The sequence below is a fragment of the Ruminococcus sp. RTP21198st1_G1_RTP21198_201120 genome, from assembly GCF_040924265.1.
In the GTDB taxonomy this organism is placed as follows: domain Bacteria; phylum Bacillota; class Clostridia; order Oscillospirales; family Ruminococcaceae; genus Hominimerdicola; species Hominimerdicola aceti.
The window spans coordinates 99,300-116,467 of record NZ_JBCOMH010000002.1; the positions used below are offsets into that span (position 1 = coordinate 99,300).

Genomic DNA, 17,168 nt, shown 5'->3' on the forward strand with positions numbered 1-17,168 from the left:
CGATAACGGTTAAGAAAGTTACAAACTGATTACAAATTACTACACTATTGTAACACGCACAATTGCATTTGTCAAGCTTTTTTATAGTTTTTTTGATTTTTGTTTATAATTTGAAGCAAAGAATATAAAAATTGTACTAATATTTCAGCACATTGAATATTAATTTACTGTATCAGCAAGAGTTCACGCACAATTATCACAAATAAAATATGTGCAGAATATGAACAAAATCAATGGATCAACCACAGAGATCCTGCTGTTTTAAAAAAATCTGTGGGGAAAGAGGCAAAATAATGAAAAAATATTTACCTGAGGGCAAGATCTTCAATAGCCCTGAAAACCGATATTATCTTCAAAGCGAACGAACAATGGCTGAGGCAATGGCTCAGGGATTGATACTGGAGGGTCATGCTGTGCTTTGTGACAGCGAACACAACATAATAGTAGAGCTTCCCTTTGGCAAAGGAATAATCCCAAGATCAGAGGGAGCGATCGGAATACAAGAAGGCAAAACAAAAGACATAGCATTACTTTCTAGGGTAAACAAAACGGTATGCTTCAAGGTGACAGATATTGTTCACGAAAAGGGCGAGGTCATATGCAGGTTGTCAAGGCGTCTTGCACAAGAAGAGTGCATTGAACGATATATAAGTACCCTCACATCAGGGGACGTTATACCGGCAAAGGTAACACACCTTGAGCCTTTCGGGTGCTTTGTTGACATAGGCTGTGGTCTTCCTTCACTTATACCAATAGACGCCATATCCGTCTCACGCATCACCCACCCAAACGACAGATTTTTCAACGGTCAGGACATATATGCTGTGGTAAAAAGCTGTGACGAGGACAGGATATGCCTTTCTCACAAGGAACTTTTAGGCACATGGGAAGAAAATGCAGCATTGTTCTCCACAGGAGAAACTGTAGGTGGGATAGTACGCTCCATTGAACCATACGGTATTTTTATAGAGCTTGCTCCGAACCTTGCAGGACTTGCTGAACCAAGAGAAAATGTGCGTGTGGGGCAGGCAGCAAGTGTTTACATAAAAGCTCTTATCCCCGAAAAAATGAAAGTCAAGCTCATTATCGTAGACGTATTTGAAAACAGCGTTTTTCCCTCAAAGATAAACTATTTCATCACCAGCGGCAGGCTCACAAAATGGGTCTATTCCACCAATGAATGTTACAAAAATATATGCTCTGAATTCGTGTGATAAACGTACATATTTTTGTACTTGTAATTTATTTGTACTATAATTTGTACTTGTTTTCACAGCAAAACAAGAGATAAAAAAGGCATTGGCTTCCAATTGAAGTCAGTGCCTTTTGGTTTGTTATATCATTATGTGGATATCACCATATCTCCTTAGGATATTTAAGTCCCCATTCTTTCCTAAGCTTTGTCATTTCGTTTGCGATAACGCCACAGCCGATAACAGCCCAGTTCAGTTCTCCCTTTTCCATGTGTTAAGCTCCTTTCAGAACGTCTAAAATACCTTATAACCTTCTTTGATATCTCCAGAGCGATAAGCGTCCAACAGGTCACGGAGATCGTTTATCTGCAAAAGCAGTTCCCTTCCCTTGTCGGTATCTGAAATGTTTGCCCGACGGTCAAGTCTTTCCACCATATGTATCTCAGGAGTATGCTCACTCTCTCCTGCAATAAACGGCTTATGCTCCGCAAGATTAAGGCTGTGGGAATCATAAATAAGAGTGTAGCCTGCGATACCGGTGGCTTTTTGATAAGCCTTTGAGATACCACCGTCAATAACGAACAGCCTGCCGTCTGCCTTGACAGGGCTTTCGCCATTTTTTATCTTAACAGGTACATGACCGTTTATGATATGACCACGCTGTGGGTCAAGCCCAAACATTTCAAGTATCTTTCCGCATATCTCAGGCTTCTCTGAGAAGTGATAATAGGCATTATAATTTTCCTTGTGAAGCTTTTTATCTTCAAGGAAATATCGCTCAAAAAACGCCATTTTGTCCTTGCCGTAAAGAGGCGAACGTGCGCCGCTCCACAGATACCACAAATGGTCTGCACAGTTGCTTTTCTCCTCACAAGGCTGTAAGAAATACGCCTTGTTGGCTATTTCGTCAAGCTTATCTAGCATTGCCTTACCCGAATACTGCTCTCCTGCTATACTTAAGCTCAGAAGCTTTCCATTTTCATCAAGAGGGATACAGCCGTGGAAAAGCAAATTGCCGTTTATGGTCTTATACATTGAACCTTTTGAATACAAAAAACGCATATGTGTGTTGAGCCTGTCGCTGTGCATAAACGAGTTTGCAAGAATCGTCATAAGCTCATTTTCGCCTTCGGTAAGCGCAAGAGGATCGGCAGGATCAACTGTAGGAAAATTGCCGTCAAGAAGCTTATGAATTTGCCCGTCTATTGTTATAGTGCCATTTGCGAAGTCCACCATGCTGAAAAGGTCACGGTGAGATAGTTTCCATTCAGGGTGCCGCCTGATAAGCTGACCCTCTAGCTTTAGCTGTATAACTGTGATAGCCTTGTGCATTTTTGCCACAAGCTTTGCATCAACAGGGTCATAGATATTATCATCAAGTGTCTGTGGCATGAAAATTGCGCACTCATCGTTTTTATATGTTTCTCCTGCAAAGACCGCCAGCGCACGAAGATTTAATCCATAGCCGTCCTCGAGAACGTCAAAGTTATTATATCGCATGGAGATACGGATAACATTTGCAATAAGAGCGAGATTACCTGAAGCCGCACCCATCCATGAAATGTCATGGTTGCCCCACTGTATATCGACATCGTACATTTTCATAAGCTCGTCCATAATAATATCTGCTCTTGGACCACGGTCATATATATCTCCGATAATATGCAGCTTGTCGATAGCAAGAGATTGTATAAGCTCACAAAGGGACTTTATAAAGCGGTCTGCGATTCCAGTGTCAAGAATTGTGGTGATTATCTCGTCATAGTAATATTCCTTTACCACATCATCAGTGACGTTAAGCAGTTCGTCAAGTATATAGACCATATCCTTTGGTATGCTCTTTCGCACTCTCGAACGTGTATACTTTGCCGACACCGCCTCGCAAACAAGTATCAGACGATAGATAGTAAGTCTGCGCCACTCGTCTGAAAGCCTGTTTTTATCCCGCAAACGCTTTAGTTGCTTGTCGGGATAATAGATAAGATAGGCAAGGGCTTCACGCTCTGCCGAGGAAACTGCTTTTCCTAAGGTCAGGTCTATCTTGTTTTTTATCATGCCAGATGCGCTTTTTAGCATATGCAAAAAGGCTTCATACTCCCCGTGGATATCGCTGAAAAAGTATTCCGTACCCTTTGGCATACTGCGTATTGCAGATAGATTTACTATCTCGCTGGCGGCACTGTCTATAGTAGGAAATTTTTGTGCAAGTAGTAAAAGATATTTTTTGTCCATATGTATTTCTCTCTTTTGGATTTTTTACAACGTCATATTACTCCGAAAGACCGCAGTTTACGCTACGGTCTTGTCTGAATTATTTTGGGGATATTAGGAATTATTCGCCGAAACCGTCCTCAAACATTTTAACGAACTCGTCAAGCACAGCCTGCTCGTTTTCGCCTGTTACGATTATCTCTACCTCAGTGTCCTTCTTGATACCTGCTGCCATTATCTGCATAACAGCCTTAGCCTTGATGTCCTTGCCGTTTGCTTTCATCATGATCTCGCACTCAGGATGCTCCTTAGCAGCCTTTGCAACGATACCTGCCGGACGCATATGAAGTCCTTCTGCATTTACTACTTTTACGACCTTTGATACCATAATAGATCTCTCCTTTTCTGAAACTTAATTTATTTATGATTGTTAACATTATTATATTATATTTTCTTATATTTGTAAAGACTATTCTGTAACTTTCCTAAGGAAACCTGCAAGCAATGCGCCAAGAAAGCCTAATGGAACATTTCCGCCAGAAGCAGCAAAAGTTGCACCTGAAACTGCCACCGCTCCGCGTCCCTATATTTTTTCAGAGCGTTTCAAGAAGCTCTGCGATCTTTTCTTTTTGAGCAAGCCCGTCAGAAAAAGCAGTCGCACCGCCAGCGGCTGTACCAAGTTTAAGAGCATATTCATAATCGCCCTGCAATATACCAGCGGTAAAGCCTGCCACCATTGAATCGCCTGCACCAACGGAATTTTTCACCTTACCATTACATACTCCACAGCGATGTATTTCACCGTTTTCGTCAATAAGCATTGCACCGTCCCCTGCCATTGAGATAAGCACGTTCACAGCACCCATTTCTTTAAGCTTACGTGCGTATTTTTCTATCTCCTCATCATTAGTGAGTGTCACTCCGAACATCTCGCCAAGCTCGTGGTTGTTAGGCTTGATAAGGAAAGGTTTATATTTAAGCACATTGAGAAGCAGGTCTTTTGTTGCGTCCACTACTGTTCTGATATTCTTGTGCGCGAGCCTTTCCAGTATCTTCTCATAGATATCAGAAGGCAGCGAGGCAGGTATGCTTCCTGCGAGTATAAGCGTATCTCCGTCCTGAAGCTTATCAAGCTTTGCAAAAAGCTTATTCACAGCCTCATCATCTATATCAGGACCCTGACCGTTCAGTTCTGTTTCCTCAGCAGATTTTATTTTCACATTTATACGGGAATTACCGTTTTTGAGATGAACAAAATCTGTATCAATTCCCATTTCCGCTAATCCGTTCTCGATAGCTTCACCTGTGAAGCCTGCAGTGAAGCCAAGTGCCTTTGACTGAATGTCCAGCTCTCTAAGAACTACAGAAACATTTATACCCTTGCCACCGAAATACATCTCTTCCCTATCTGAGCGGTTGGTAGACCCAAGCTTCATTTCCCCTGTATGAACAACATAGTCGATAGCAGGATTGAATGTTACAGTATATACCATTTTACATTACCTCCTTAATATTTGCTTTTGTAAGATATTTTTTGTCTTGAAGCTTGTCGGTGATTATCTTCACACGTCCAAGCTGAGCGAAAGTGACCGCAGATATCTGATCGAATTTAGAGTGATCTGCAAGAATATAAACAGTCTGACTGTTTAACACCACGGTAGACTTCACTCTTGCCTCGTTTCTGTCCGGTGTTGTTATACCACCTGACAACGAAATTCCGTTTGCTCCAAGAAAGCTTTTGGTGAAATTGTAGCTTTGCAGACTGCTGACACATTCAGCACCAACGATAGCCTCCGTTGTGAGCTTTATCTCCCCTGCCGGCATATAGACCTTAAAGCCACGCTGAGCAAGCTTTTTGGCATGAACGAAAGCGTTAGTCACAAAGGTAATTTTCTTATCCGGCAGAAAGTCTATCATATAGCCTGTAGTCGTTCCGGCGTCAATAAAAATGAAATCGCCGTCGTCCACAAGAGAGGCCGCAAACCTCGCAATTGCAAGTTTTTCATCAGTGAAAAGCTTTGACTTTGATTCAACGTCCTGTTCCTCCGGATTGAAAGAATGTTCCTCGGCTGATATAGCACCACCATGAACTTTTTTCAAAAGACCCCTTTCATCAAGCACCGTCAAGTCACGGCGTATCGTTGATTCAGAAGCTTTTAAAAGCTCGCACAACTCCAGAAGCTTCACACTTTTATTCTGCTTGACTCTCTCTAATATAATAGAGTACCTTTCCTCTGTAAGCATTTTATCACCTTTTCAAATTTCAAAAATGTTTTTTGACGTCAATTGAACGATATTGATTGTTTCTGATAATAAAGTAACATATCGCACACCAAAAGTCAAGCAATTCCGTTCAAAATCATTCACGCAGCATTATTTTGAGCCGTTTTTTAAATTATGAATAAGATGTTTGTGAGTTTTAACAACATTCAATCAAAAGCAGTCAGATAACATCAGTTTCGCTTTTGTGACGTTATATTTTTTGCAATTATTATTTGGATATCCATATCACCTTGTTCCTTGCAAGATATTTTGCAAAATGAAATAGAAAAAAGCAGTGCTGAGATTTTTCTCAAGCACTGCTTTGCTTTATTTTTTGATTTTCTTATTTTACTGTCTGGCTTACGCATATTCAATCTATGCCTCAAGCCCTGACAAGGCTTCGCTCGGTGATTGTCACTTACCTTCTGCTAATTTATCGTCGTCGCTTCTTAAAATGCAGAGTGCGATAACAAGACCTGTCAAAGCAACAAACACCGCTTTAGTTTCAAGCAATTCTGTGACAAATGCACCCACTGCCGCTCCACCTATAAAGCAAAGGATTATACCATAATACTGCATTGCATTACTAAGCTTTTGCTTATCCTTAGTTTTCAAATACTGAAACAGATTATCCGTACCGCTTCTAAGATTGCCAGTACACATCGTGGTAGCGAAAGGCTTTCCGTCCATTTTCCTAAAACCCTCGACCTGCATTGCACAGGTAAAAGAAACTAGGATATTCGCCAATGTGTTAAGCGTACCGGCAGGGATAAATCCCACAATAGTCAGCACCACAAGCTCCACACCGATTATGATCCTATGCCAATGTATCCTCGGGTGTTCATTGAATTTCAGCTTCACAGCTTCCACTATCAGCACGCCAAGCATAAAGGACAGTATAGGCATGAGATAAAGAAAGACCTTCAGCCAGCTTCCCTCTTTGATATTGATAGCCAACAACACCATGTTACCTGTCTGTGCATTTGCAAAAACGTGGTCACGACTGATGTAGGTATAAGCGTCAAGATAGCCACCCACTATTGCGAGCATTACTCCGACACCGTAAAACTCAGCTATATGTCTTCCGTTCTTCATTGTGCAGTCCCCAGTGGCTCAAGTTCGTTAAGATCATATGGCGTTTTCTGATAAATGCAGTAGTTGAGCCAGTTTGAATAAAGCAGATTAGCCGAACAGCTCCAATTGAAAATAGGCTTGTTTTCCGGATCATCGTCAGGAAAATAGCTATATGGTATCTGTATAGGCAACCCCTTTTCCTTATCTCTGAAATACTCTTTTGCAAGGGTCTCACGATCATATTCCCAGTGGCCGAACAGAAAAAACTGTCTTTGCGTCTTATCTGAAACAAGATGCACACCCGCCTCGTTTGACACTGCCACCACTATAAGGTCGTCCACCTTTTCGATGTCTTCACGACGCACCTCAGTATGGCGTGAGTGCGGACAATGGAAAACATCTCCAAAGCCTTTAAGAATAATGCTTTCGGGATAGTCGATATGGTGCTTGAAATTGCCAAACATCTTCTCTTTCAAAGGATATTTTGGAACGCCATAATGATAATAAAGTCCAGCCTGAGCGCCCCAACATATGTGGATAGTTGAGAAAACATTGGTCTTTGACCATTCAAAAACTCTGCAAAGCTCGTCCCAGTAATCAACGTCTTCATACTCCATTTGTTCAACAGGCGCACCAGTGATTATAAGACCATCATAACGGTTATCACACACCTCGTCAAAGTTCTTGTAGAAAGCGAGCATATGCTCCAAAGAGGTGTTTTTTGACATATGACTGCTCATCTGAATAAGGTCGATGTCAACATGAAGAGGTGTGTTGCTCAAAAGACGCAGAAGCTGCGTTTCTGTCGCAATTTTGTCAGGCATGAGATTAACGATAGCGATCTTCAAGGCACGAATGTCCTGATGAGCGGCTCTGTCATCGGGAATAACGAATATATTCTCATTTTCCAACGTTTGGAACGCAGGAAGGTCATTTGGTATTTTAATTGGCAAAGTATATCCCACCTTTTAATTATACTCTAAAAGATTATTATAACACGATCTCTGTTAAAAATCAACCAAAAGAGAGATTTATTCATATATTATTGAGAAAAAGGGAGCGACCTAAGCCGCTCCCTATGTGTATCAACAGTATATAAATCCGTACAATTATTCGTAAAGTGGATATTTCTTGCAGATAGCGTTTACCTTTTCTCTGATCTCATCAGCCTTATTGTCAAAGTCTGTTGCTGTGAGATACATACACTCTGCAATAACGTCCATGTCCTCCTCAACAAGTCCCCTTGTGGTAACTGCCGCTGTACCAACTCTTACACCGCTGGTTACAAATGGCTTCTCAGGGTCGTTAGGGATAGCATTTTTGTTTACAGTGATGTAAACCTCGTCAAGTTTCTTCTCAAACTCTTTGCCTGTGATGTGGAATGGTCTGAGGTCAACAAGCATAAGATGATTGTCTGTGCCGCCTGATACAAGGTTGAATCCTCTGTCAAGAAGTCCCTTTGCAAGAGCCTGTGCATTCTTTACGATCTGCTCACCGTATGCCTTGAACTCAGGCTTGAGAGCCTCGCCAAAGCAAACTGCCTTTGCAGCGATAACGTGCATAAGAGGACCACCCTGTGTGCCTGGGAAAATAGCAGAATTTATCTTCTTAGCTATATACTCGTTGTTTGTGAGTATAAGTCCTCCTCTTGGTCCTCTCAGAGTTTTATGTGTTGTTGTTGTAACAATGTCAGCATATGGTACAGGTGACTGATGACAGCCTGCGGCAACAAGTCCTGCAATATGTGCCATATCTACCATAAGATATGCACCAACAGCCTTTGCTATCTCAGAAAGCTTCTCAAAATCGATAGCTCTTGGATAAGCACTTGCACCAGCAACAATAAGTCTAGGTCTGCACTTGTTAGCCTGCTTGTAAAGAGCCTCGTAGTCGATATAACCCTCGTCATTTACGCCGTAGGGAACGAAATTAAAATACTTACCTGAAAGGTTTACAGGTGAGCCGTGTGTAAGGTGTCCGCCAGCGTCAAGGCTCATACCCATAACAGTGTCGCCTGGCTTAAGAAGAGCAAAATAAACAGCAGTGTTAGCCTGAGCGCCGGAATGTGGCTGAACGTTAGCATACTTAGCGCCGAAAAGCTTGCAGGCTCTTTCAACAGCTATATCCTCCACAACGTCAACGCACTGACAGCCGCCATAATATCTCTTACCAGAATATCCCTCAGCATACTTATTAGTAAGCACAGAACCCATTGCAGCCATAACGGCAGGTGAAACGATATTTTCGCTTGCGATAAGCTCAAGATTTCTTCTCTGTCTTGCCAGCTCAGCTTCCATTGCTTCGCCGACTTCTTTATCGACATTTTCAACAAAGCCGATAGTATCCATTATTTTCATCGAAATTACTCCCATCATAAAATTTTACGGACATTCCGTTCTCTTTTATTATAACGTATTTTTCTTTTCATGTCAACGAAAATTTTTTTGTAGTGAGGAATGAGGAGTGAGAAGTGAGGAATTAAGGTATCGCCTGCGGCGATTAATTTTTTTTTGTGGAGAATAGGTTTTACTGCCGCAAAGCCACTGCACTCTTTACGTTTTTTCCATTTCTCACTTCTTTATCTTCTCCCAATACGCTTTCGCCATTTGCTCCGTCTTATTCTCACCATACTGATAATAAGTCCTCCCCACAAGCTTATCAGGAAGATACTGCTGTTTTACCCAATGGTTTGGATAGTCATGGGGATAAAGATAGTGCTGTCCTTTCACTTTTGCGCCCTCGCCGTCAAAATGTTTATTCTGCAAATGCCGTGGATAATCTCCAAAATCACCATTTCTCACATCTGCTAAAGCTGCGTCTATTGCTGATTCAGCAGAATTGGATTTTGGAGCAGTGGCAAGAAGAACCACAGCTTCCGCCAATGGTATCCTTGCTTCAGGCAGTCCCAACTGCAATGCCGAATCAACGCAGGATTTCGTCACTACCGCCGCCATAGGATACGCAAGTCCTATATCCTCGCTTGCGATAACAAGCAGCCGTCTGCACAGAGAAATGATATCCCCAGCTTCAATAAGCCGTGCGGCATAATGAAGTGCGGCGTTCTCGTCAGAACCTCTTATGGACTTCTGCAAAGCCGACAGAATATCATAATGCTCATCGCCTGCACGGTCATAGCGCATATTGCTACGCTGAGTAAGAAGCTTCACATTATCAAGGTTCACGGTGAGCTTTTCACCGTCATTATCTGCCGAAAGTATGCAAAGCTCCACTGTATTTATTGACTTTCTCACATCACCACCACAGCCCCTTGCGATATGCTCCAACACACCATTTTCAAGACGCAGTTTCAGCCCCAACTCATCAGCCATAAGCTGAAAAGCACGCTTTATTGCAGGCAAGATCTCCTCCGAAGTAAGCGGCTTGAACTCAAACACAGTTGAACGGCTGATTATAGCATTGTACACATAAAAATACGGATTTTCAGTGGTAGAAGCGATAAGAGTTATCTTGCCGTTTTCAATGTATTCAAGAAGCGATTGCTGTTGTTTTTTGTTAAGATACTGTATCTCGTCAAGATAAAGCAAGATACCATTAATGCCGCTGAGTGTCTCAGTTTCAGCAACTATCTGCTTGATATCAGCAATAGAAGCACTTGTGCCGTTAAGCTTATGCATAGTCATATTAGCATTATTTGCTATCATTCTTGCGACCGTAGTTTTGCCAACACCTGACGGACCATAAAAAATCATATTCGGTATTTTACCGCTTTCGATAATACGCCTGAGAGGTTTATTTTCGCCTAACAGGTGGGTCTGTCCCACAATATCATCAAGGGTTTTGGGTCTAATTCGTTCAGCCAAAGGCACACTCATTTTATGATCTCCTTAAAAAGCAATTAGTCTAAAATGTTCTGAATATCCTCTAAATGAAGCTGATAAGCCATGCTATTTATCTTTTTAAGCAGGTAGGTTTTTGCAACAAGAACAGCTTCCTGATATTTGGTGTTTTCCATACCAAGGCAAATGCGATAAATAATGAATTGATTAGAGGAGATTTTCATGATAATGTGATTATTGCCCTCGAAAGTACCACGGCAAATGGAGTTGGAGTTGACGAAGTTCCAAAGGTCGGAGTAAGTGAGAGCAGTGACTTCATCAGTAATAAACTGTTGGATAAGTTCATTCATATGGATACCCCCTATAGTGTATTTTCTTTAGTATAGCACATATTTCCGCATAATTCAAGGGAAAAAGCGGTCAAAGTTGGGAGTGTCGTCCGTTAGCTTCATGACCTCGTATCGTAAACAACAAAATGTAGGGGACGGCGCCCCCGACGTCCCGATATCGAAGTGTCGAATGTTTTTGATTGTGACAAATTTATGCAAGCGACCGAAACGGGTGAACAATGCTCGTCCTTACCACAATTTGTGTGTTTTCTCAAAGTTTGTGTAATAAATCACAAGATGTAACGTCCAAAAAGCGGGCTGTCGAGGGCGCCAGCCCCTACATGGTTTGTTAAACAAATAAATAATGTGCGGATAACGCAGAAATGCAACAAAAAAAGAGGCAGAATACTCCACCTCTCATTTATCTGTACAAAGATTTGTACTATTATTTCTTTCTGGCCGAACTTACCGCACGAGTTATCTCAGGCTCTGCTTCGCCACGAACACATTCAGCCGTTATCTTTATGCCAACTATCTCATCATCAGATGGTGCTTCAAACATGAGCTTTGTGAGTATCTTCTCAACTATCGCTCTAAGTCCTCTTGCTCCTGTCTTTTCTTCAATAGTCCTCTTGGCTATCTCTCGCTTTGCGTCCTCTGTGATCTCAAAATCGATGTTGTCAAGCTTGAAAAGCTTCGTGTACTGCTTGATAAGCGAGTTCTTTGGCTCTGTCAAGATCCTGCAAAGTGCGTCCTCGTCAAGCTCGTCAAGAACCGTGATAACAGGAAGTCTGCCCACAAGCTCTGGTACGATACCGAACTTAACAAGATCGTGTGGTACTACCCTCTTCATGATGTTGTTATCGTCCTCCTTGCTCTTGACCTTTCCGCCAAAACCAAGTGATGATGATTCTGTACGCTTCTTGATAACACTGTCAAGTCCCTCAAAAGCTCCGCCACAGATAAACAAAATATTCTTCGTATCTATCTGTATGAACTCCTGATGAGGGTGCTTTCTGCCACCCTGTGGAGGCACATTGGACACACAGCCCTCTACTATCTTAAGAAGTGCCTGCTGTACGCCCTCACCGCTTACATCTCTTGTGATAGAAACGTTCTCCGATTTTCTTGATATCTTATCTATCTCGTCGATATAAATAATACCGTTCTGAGCCGCTTCAACATTATAATCTGCCGCCTGAATAAGCCTTGTAAGCACGTTTTCAACATCGTCGCCTACATAGCCTGCCTCTGTGAGCGTAGTAGCGTCAGCAATAGCAAAAGGCACGTTCAGAAGCCTTGCCAAAGTCTGTGCAAGCAAAGTCTTTCCTGTTCCTGTTGGTCCAAGAAGCAAAACGTTACTTTTCTGTATCTCTACGTCATCATCGTCATTAAGTGACAAAATTCTCTTGTAATGATTGTATACCGCAACAGAAAGCGCTATCTTTGCTTCCTCCTGCCCGATAACATACTCATCAAGAACCGCCTTTATCTCCGCAGGCTTCTTAAGGGTTATGCCGCTGTCAGCTGCATTTTTACCCTTGCCACGCTGCTTCGTTGTAGGAAGTCCCTCCTGCTCAGCCAGAACATTATAGCAATAAAGTACACACTCGTCACAAATGTGGCTCGTGCCTGCTGAAAAAAGTGTTCTAACCTTGTCCTCAGGCTTGCCGCAGAACGAGCATTTTCTTATTGTATCATTAGCCATTTATTTCACCGAACCTATCTGTTAGTTATTACCTTGTCGATAAGACCGTATTCAAGAGCCTCCTGAGCTGTCATATAATTGTCACGCTCAGTGTCGATGTTGATCTGCTCGATAGGCTTGCCTGTGTTCTGGGCAAGTATCCTGTTGAGCTTCTCTCTGGTCTTTACCATGTGGTCAGAATGTATCTTGATATCTGTACACTGACCAGAAATTCCGCCGCCTGCGATAAGAGGCTGATGAATGAGTATCTCACTGTTTGGCAGAGCAAATCTCTTACCCTTTGTGCCGCTTGAAAGCAGGAATGAACCCATTGAAGCAGCCATACCCATGCATATAGTTGACACGTCGCACTTGATATACTGTATAGTATCATAGATAGCCATGCCGGCAGTGATAACTCCTCCAGGGCTGTTTATATAAAGGTCGATATCCTTTTCAGGATCCTGTCCCTCAAGATAAAGCAACTGTGCCACTACTACGCTTGCCACTGCGTCATCTATCTGGTCGCAGAGCATGATTATTCTGTCATTGAGCAGGCGGGAATAAATGTCATAGCTTCTCTCGCCTCTGCTTGTCTGTTCCACTACATAAGGTACCAATGCCATAAAATTGCCTCCTTAATCTTTTTTCGCCCGCATAAGGTCATGCGGGCGAAAGCATAAATTATCTTACTTTATAACTGCTGCGTCCTTGATAAGGTCAACAGCCTTGCCAACTGCAATATCCTTCTTAAGGTCGTCATCATGGATAAACTGCTTGATCTGGTCAACGTCAAGCTTGTAAGCCTCAGCAAGCTTATCGAACTCAGCCTTAAGCTCGTCCTCAGTTACCTCGATATTCTCAAGCTTTGCGATCTTTTCAAGTGCAAGTCTGAGCTTGACCTGCTTCTCAGCCTGCTCAGCATATGCCTTCTTTACAGTGTCGATAGTCTGACCTGTATACTGCATATAGAGATCAAGTGAGATGCCCTGTGGTGCAAGTCTCTGCTCCAGCTCACCGATCATCTCGTTTACTCTGTTGTCAAACATAACCTGTGGGATCTCAGCTGTCATATTCTCGATGACCTTATCGAATATCTTAGCCTCTACCTCAGAATCAGCGTGCTTCTCGTTAGCTTCCTCAAGCTTCTTCTTAACGTCAGCCTTGTATTCGTCAACTGTATCGAACTCTGTTGAATCCTTTACCATATCATCGTCCAGCTCAGGCATAACCTTCTTTGATATGCTCTTGAGCTTGATCTTGAATACAGCAGGTGCGCCTGCAAGTTCCTTTACCTGATACTCCTCAGGGAATGTTACGTTGATGTCGAAATCCTCACCGGCGTTGTGACCAACGATCTGATCCTCAAAGCCAGGAATGAACTGACCGCTTCCAAGTGACAGTGTGAAATCTTCTGCCTTACCACCCTCGAAAGCAACATCGTCCTTGAAGCCCTCGAAGTCTATAACAACGTCGTCACCGTTCTCGGCAGCTCTGTCGTCAACAGTTTCAACTGTTACATTCTTCTCTCTGAGAGCGTCAAGCTGCTTGTTGATATCCTCATCAGTTACAGGATTGACAACTTTTTCAACTTCTATACCCTTATAGTCCTTAACTTCAACCTCAGGCTTTGTGATGCAAGTTGCCTTGAGCTTTACACCGTTTTCCTTGCTGATCTCAGTTACCTCTACCTCTGGGCGAGTAACAAGTTCCAGACCTGACTCTTCAACTGCGCCGTTTACAACAGGAGCGTACAGAAGATTTACAGCGTCCTCAAAAAATACCTGCTCGCCATATTCCTTTTCGATAAGCTTTCTAGGAGCCTTGCCCTTACGGAAGCCAGGCATAGCGATATTCTTTCTTGCTTTAAGATAAGCTTTCTCTATTGCAGCCTCAAAATCCTCAGCAGAGATCTCGATCTCAAGCTCGTACTTATTGGTTTCAACATTGTTTGTAGCTTTTAAACTCATTTATTATTCCTCCATTATATAAATGTATCTTATACATTATAGCACAAATATATTGTCATTTCCAGCATTTTTTTATAAATTGTCACTTTGCACAATTTTCGTTATGTCCAATGGGTCAAAATGCAAGAAATCACTAGCTATAAGCCGATATTCCACTCCGTCACGAGTGCCGTTTATTGCATAAGCATGGGCTCTTCCGTGAAGGTGTCCGTAAAAACACTTTTTTATGCCGTATTTATGAAGCACTTCAAGCATATCATAATTGCAGCTATTGCCGAAAAGCGGCGGATAATGCAAAAACACCACAGGCTCTAAGCCTGCCTTTTGTGCAGACTCGATAGAGAGCGCAAGTCTGCCTGCTTCCCTTGCCAGAACCTTCTGATCTGCAGGCTCACCATTATCGCTTATCCAGCCTCTCGTTCCGCATATGCCGTAGCCCTCATAGCTGTAATGATTATTATGCAGAATATTTATGGTATCAAAACCGTTTTCTGCGAAAAATTTATCCATTTTGTTCTTGGTGTTCCACCAATAATCGTGATTGCCCTTGGATATTATTTTTCTGCCGTTGAGCTTATTTATGAACTCGAAGTCTTTTTTCGACTGCTCAAAATTCATTCCCCACGAGATATCACCCGGTATCACCACAGTGTCCTCGGGACGAACTTTGTTCTGCCAGTTTGTTTCAAGCTTTGTCACATAGTCAGACCAGCCACCGAATATATCCATTGGTTTATCTGTACCCAGCGACAAATGCAAGTCGGCAATGGCAAATAGGCTCACGGTTTTTCCTCCATTCCAGAAACTTCATGTATTATCCCGACCACTCATGCACATACTACTTTTGCAGCAAAAAGCTGCAGAAGGAGCGATGTACAAATGGAGAAGGATAGAATTTACGGTATCCACTGCAACGTAGACAACTGCGTTTACAACAGCAACAACTGCGAATGTACCGCAGGCAAGATCAATGTAGGCTGTACCTGCACCGACCCTAACTGCTGTGACGAAACAGAGTGCAAGACATTCAAGGCAAGAGGCTAATTCCCCTCGCCATGGTCAGTGGACATACGCTGTGCGCTGACCTCCGCCCGACAATAGTCGGACGGGTACATATCAAATACCCAGAGCTGAGTAGATGTAATCCTTCATATCAGCCTTGTCGATTACCTTTGTGAATCTTACTTCCTTATCCTTAAGTGCAGCAAGTGAAGCAGGGACAGGTATCTTTGAAACCTCGGCAAGCTCGTCAACAAGACCGAACTCGTCAGCGTTTGTATCCTTACCGATAGCTGCAAGAACTGAACCTGAGAACTTATATGGGCTTGCTGTTGAAGCGATAACAGTCTTTGTCTTGTCGCCTGTAGCAGCCGCATAATCCTTGTACACCTTCACTGCAACGGCTGTGTGAGTGTCGCAAGTGTAGGAATACTCGTCATAGATCTCCTTGATGCAAGCCTTTGTCTGCTCATCGTCGCAGCAGCCTGCATAGAACTCGTCAGCGATAGCCTTCTTCACTTCGTCTGTTACCTCATATCTGCCAGTCTTGGAAAGGCTGCCGAACCACTCTCTTATCTGAGCGTCGTCAGAGCCACTAAGGTGATAGAGAAGTCTTTCAAGGTTTGAAGAGATAAGGATATCCATAGAAGGTGAGATAGTTGTATGGAACGGACGATTTCTGTCATAAATACCTGTCTTTATAAAGTCTGTGAGGACGTTATTTGCGTTTGAAGCGCAGATAAGCTTATTAACAGGAACACCCATATGCTTTGCATAGTAGCCTGCAAGGATATTACCGAAGTTGCCTGTTGGAACAACGATATTTATCTTATCGCCAAGCTCTATCTCGCCGTCAGCAACAAGCTGAGCGTATGTAGATACATAATAGATTATCTGTGGTGCAAGTCTGCCCCAGTTGATAGAGTTTGCAGAGGAGAACATCATGCCGTTCTCAGCAAGCTTGTCGGCAGTTTCCTTGCTTGTGAAGATAGTCTTAACACCTGTCTGAGCGTCGTCAAAGTTGCCCTTGATAGCGCAAACGCCGACGTTGCCGCCCTCCTGAGTTGTCATCTGCTTTTTCTGCATAGCTGAAACGCCGTCCTCTGGATAGAACACGAGTATCTCTGTACCCTCAACGTCCTTGAAGCCCTCGAGAGCAGCCTTGCCAGTGTCGCCTGATGTAGCAACGAGGATAACTACCTTCTTGTCAACGCCAAGCTTCTTGATAGAAGTTGTGAGCAGATATGGAAGTATCTGGAGAGCCATATCCTTAAATGCACAAGTTGGACCATGCCACAGTTCAAGCATATAAGTGCCGTCAAAAAGGTGAGCAAGCTCTGCAATATTGTCAGTGTCGAAATTCTTTGTGTTGTAAGCACCCTCTACACAGTAGCGTATCTCAGCCTCTGTGAAATCTGTGAGGTACTTTGAGAAAACGAAAAATGCTCTCTCAGCGTAGCTTTTTTCGCCAAGAGCCTTGATATCATCAAGTGTTATGGCAGGTATCTCAGACGGAACGAAAAGACCGCCGTCCTCAGAAATGCCCTGTGCTATCGCCTGTGCAGACGAAACCTTTACTTCGCTGTTTCTTGTACTTTTGTAAAACATAAACAACAACCCTTCTTGTTTTAGATGTCCGACAGGTG

At 42.8% G+C, this 17,168-nt stretch carries 16 protein-coding genes; 2 read left to right on the forward strand and 14 right to left on the reverse strand.

Annotated elements, in window-relative coordinates; all coding sequences use genetic code 11:
- Positions 1 to 293 precede the first annotated feature (293 nt).
- Positions 294 to 1,214, forward strand: coding sequence for a S1 RNA-binding domain-containing protein (locus AB5627_RS01875; protein ID WP_022286716.1), 921 nt, complete (start codon positions 294 to 296; stop codon positions 1,212 to 1,214).
- A gap of 273 nt (positions 1,215 to 1,487) precedes the next feature.
- Here the strand turns inward: AB5627_RS01875 and AB5627_RS01880 are convergent, their stop codons facing one another.
- The 13 genes from AB5627_RS01880 to AB5627_RS01940 all read right to left on the reverse strand — a co-directional run bounded on the left by AB5627_RS01880 (position 1,488) and on the right by AB5627_RS01940 (position 15,306).
- Positions 1,488 to 3,425: a fructose-1,6-bisphosphatase gene (locus tag AB5627_RS01880; protein WP_265290464.1), complete on the reverse strand. Its 1,938-nt coding sequence runs from the start codon at positions 3,423 to 3,425 to the stop codon at positions 1,488 to 1,490.
- Between the two features lie 100 nt (positions 3,426 to 3,525).
- A complete protein-coding gene (locus tag AB5627_RS01885; protein WP_038671672.1) occupies positions 3,526 to 3,792 on the reverse strand; it encodes an HPr family phosphocarrier protein in 267 nt (88 codons plus the stop codon).
- Between the two features lie 205 nt (positions 3,793 to 3,997).
- Positions 3,998 to 4,897, reverse strand: coding sequence for a 1-phosphofructokinase (gene pfkB / locus AB5627_RS01890; RefSeq protein ID WP_265290463.1), 900 nt, complete (start codon positions 4,895 to 4,897; stop codon positions 3,998 to 4,000).
- Between the two features lies 1 nt (position 4,898).
- Positions 4,899 to 5,648, reverse strand: coding sequence for a DeoR/GlpR family DNA-binding transcription regulator (locus tag AB5627_RS01895; protein ID WP_265290462.1), 750 nt, complete (start codon positions 5,646 to 5,648; stop codon positions 4,899 to 4,901).
- A 432-nt stretch (positions 5,649 to 6,080) separates the two neighbouring features.
- Positions 6,081 to 6,761: a YoaK family protein gene (locus AB5627_RS01900; RefSeq protein WP_022286709.1), complete on the reverse strand. Its 681-nt coding sequence runs from the start codon at positions 6,759 to 6,761 to the stop codon at positions 6,081 to 6,083.
- Positions 6,758 to 7,693: a homoserine O-succinyltransferase gene (metA, locus tag AB5627_RS01905; RefSeq protein WP_046439810.1), complete on the reverse strand. Its 936-nt coding sequence runs from the start codon at positions 7,691 to 7,693 to the stop codon at positions 6,758 to 6,760. Before metA ends, AB5627_RS01900 begins: the two co-directional genes overlap by 4 nt.
- Positions 7,694 to 7,849: 156 nt before the next feature.
- Positions 7,850 to 9,097, reverse strand: coding sequence for a serine hydroxymethyltransferase (gene glyA, locus AB5627_RS01910; protein WP_022286707.1), 1,248 nt, complete (start codon positions 9,095 to 9,097; stop codon positions 7,850 to 7,852).
- Between the two features lie 213 nt (positions 9,098 to 9,310).
- Complete coding sequence (locus tag AB5627_RS01915; RefSeq protein WP_022286706.1) at positions 9,311 to 10,573, reverse strand: replication-associated recombination protein A; 1,263 nt, start codon at positions 10,571 to 10,573, stop codon at positions 9,311 to 9,313.
- A 23-nt stretch (positions 10,574 to 10,596) separates the two neighbouring features.
- Positions 10,597 to 10,887 (reverse strand): hypothetical protein, encoded by a 291-nt coding sequence (locus AB5627_RS01920; protein ID WP_022286705.1) that lies wholly within the window; start codon positions 10,885 to 10,887, stop codon positions 10,597 to 10,599.
- A gap of 424 nt (positions 10,888 to 11,311) precedes the next feature.
- Positions 11,312 to 12,574, reverse strand: a complete 1,263-nt coding sequence (clpX, locus tag AB5627_RS01925) for an ATP-dependent Clp protease ATP-binding subunit ClpX (protein ID WP_195246555.1) — start codon at positions 12,572 to 12,574, stop codon at positions 11,312 to 11,314.
- A 14-nt stretch (positions 12,575 to 12,588) separates the two neighbouring features.
- Entirely contained in the window at positions 12,589 to 13,179 is a 591-nt protein-coding gene (clpP, locus tag AB5627_RS01930) for an ATP-dependent Clp endopeptidase proteolytic subunit ClpP (protein WP_022286703.1), read from the reverse strand.
- Between the two features lie 63 nt (positions 13,180 to 13,242).
- Positions 13,243 to 14,523, reverse strand: a complete 1,281-nt coding sequence (gene tig / locus AB5627_RS01935) for a trigger factor (RefSeq protein WP_118156749.1) — start codon at positions 14,521 to 14,523, stop codon at positions 13,243 to 13,245.
- A 72-nt stretch (positions 14,524 to 14,595) separates the two neighbouring features.
- Entirely contained in the window at positions 14,596 to 15,306 is a 711-nt protein-coding gene (locus AB5627_RS01940; RefSeq protein WP_117927413.1) for a metallophosphoesterase, read from the reverse strand.
- A gap of 96 nt (positions 15,307 to 15,402) precedes the next feature.
- Between AB5627_RS01940 and AB5627_RS01945 the strand changes: the two genes are divergently transcribed.
- Entirely contained in the window at positions 15,403 to 15,567 is a 165-nt protein-coding gene (locus tag AB5627_RS01945; protein ID WP_022286700.1) for a DUF1540 domain-containing protein, read from the forward strand.
- A gap of 72 nt (positions 15,568 to 15,639) precedes the next feature.
- On the opposite strand, the gene thrC is transcribed toward AB5627_RS01945, so the two are convergent.
- A complete protein-coding gene (gene thrC / locus AB5627_RS01950) occupies positions 15,640 to 17,130 on the reverse strand; it encodes a threonine synthase (protein WP_022286699.1) in 1,491 nt (496 codons plus the stop codon).
- Between the last annotated feature and the right edge of the window lie 38 nt (positions 17,131 to 17,168).

Bases quoted from the DNA above. Each gene is read 5' to 3' on its own strand.
- thrC (WP_022286699.1), bottom strand. From the start codon at position 17,130: ATGTTTTACAAAAGTACAAGAAACAGCGAAGTAAAGGTTTCGTCTGCA.
- AB5627_RS01885 (WP_038671672.1), bottom strand. From the start codon at position 3,792: ATGGTATCAAAGGTCGTAAAAGTAGTAAATGCAGAAGGACTTCATATG.
- AB5627_RS01895 (WP_265290462.1), bottom strand. From the start codon at position 5,648: ATGCTTACAGAGGAAAGGTACTCTATTATATTAGAGAGAGTCAAGCAG.
- pfkB (WP_265290463.1), bottom strand. From the start codon at position 4,897: ATGGTATATACTGTAACATTCAATCCTGCTATCGACTATGTTGTTCAT.
- tig (WP_118156749.1), bottom strand. From the start codon at position 14,523: ATGAGTTTAAAAGCTACAAACAATGTTGAAACCAATAAGTACGAGCTT.
- clpX (WP_195246555.1), bottom strand. From the start codon at position 12,574: ATGGCTAATGATACAATAAGAAAATGCTCGTTCTGCGGCAAGCCTGAG.
- AB5627_RS01875 (WP_022286716.1), top strand. From the start codon at position 294: ATGAAAAAATATTTACCTGAGGGCAAGATCTTCAATAGCCCTGAAAAC.
- glyA (WP_022286707.1), bottom strand. From the start codon at position 9,097: ATGAAAATAATGGATACTATCGGCTTTGTTGAAAATGTCGATAAAGAA.
- AB5627_RS01920 (WP_022286705.1), bottom strand. From the start codon at position 10,887: ATGAATGAACTTATCCAACAGTTTATTACTGATGAAGTCACTGCTCTC.
- AB5627_RS01900 (WP_022286709.1), bottom strand. From the start codon at position 6,761: ATGAAGAACGGAAGACATATAGCTGAGTTTTACGGTGTCGGAGTAATG.
- clpP (WP_022286703.1), bottom strand. From the start codon at position 13,179: ATGGCATTGGTACCTTATGTAGTGGAACAGACAAGCAGAGGCGAGAGA.
- AB5627_RS01915 (WP_022286706.1), bottom strand. From the start codon at position 10,573: ATGAGTGTGCCTTTGGCTGAACGAATTAGACCCAAAACCCTTGATGAT.
- AB5627_RS01945 (WP_022286700.1), top strand. From the start codon at position 15,403: ATGGAGAAGGATAGAATTTACGGTATCCACTGCAACGTAGACAACTGC.
- AB5627_RS01880 (WP_265290464.1), bottom strand. From the start codon at position 3,425: ATGGACAAAAAATATCTTTTACTACTTGCACAAAAATTTCCTACTATA.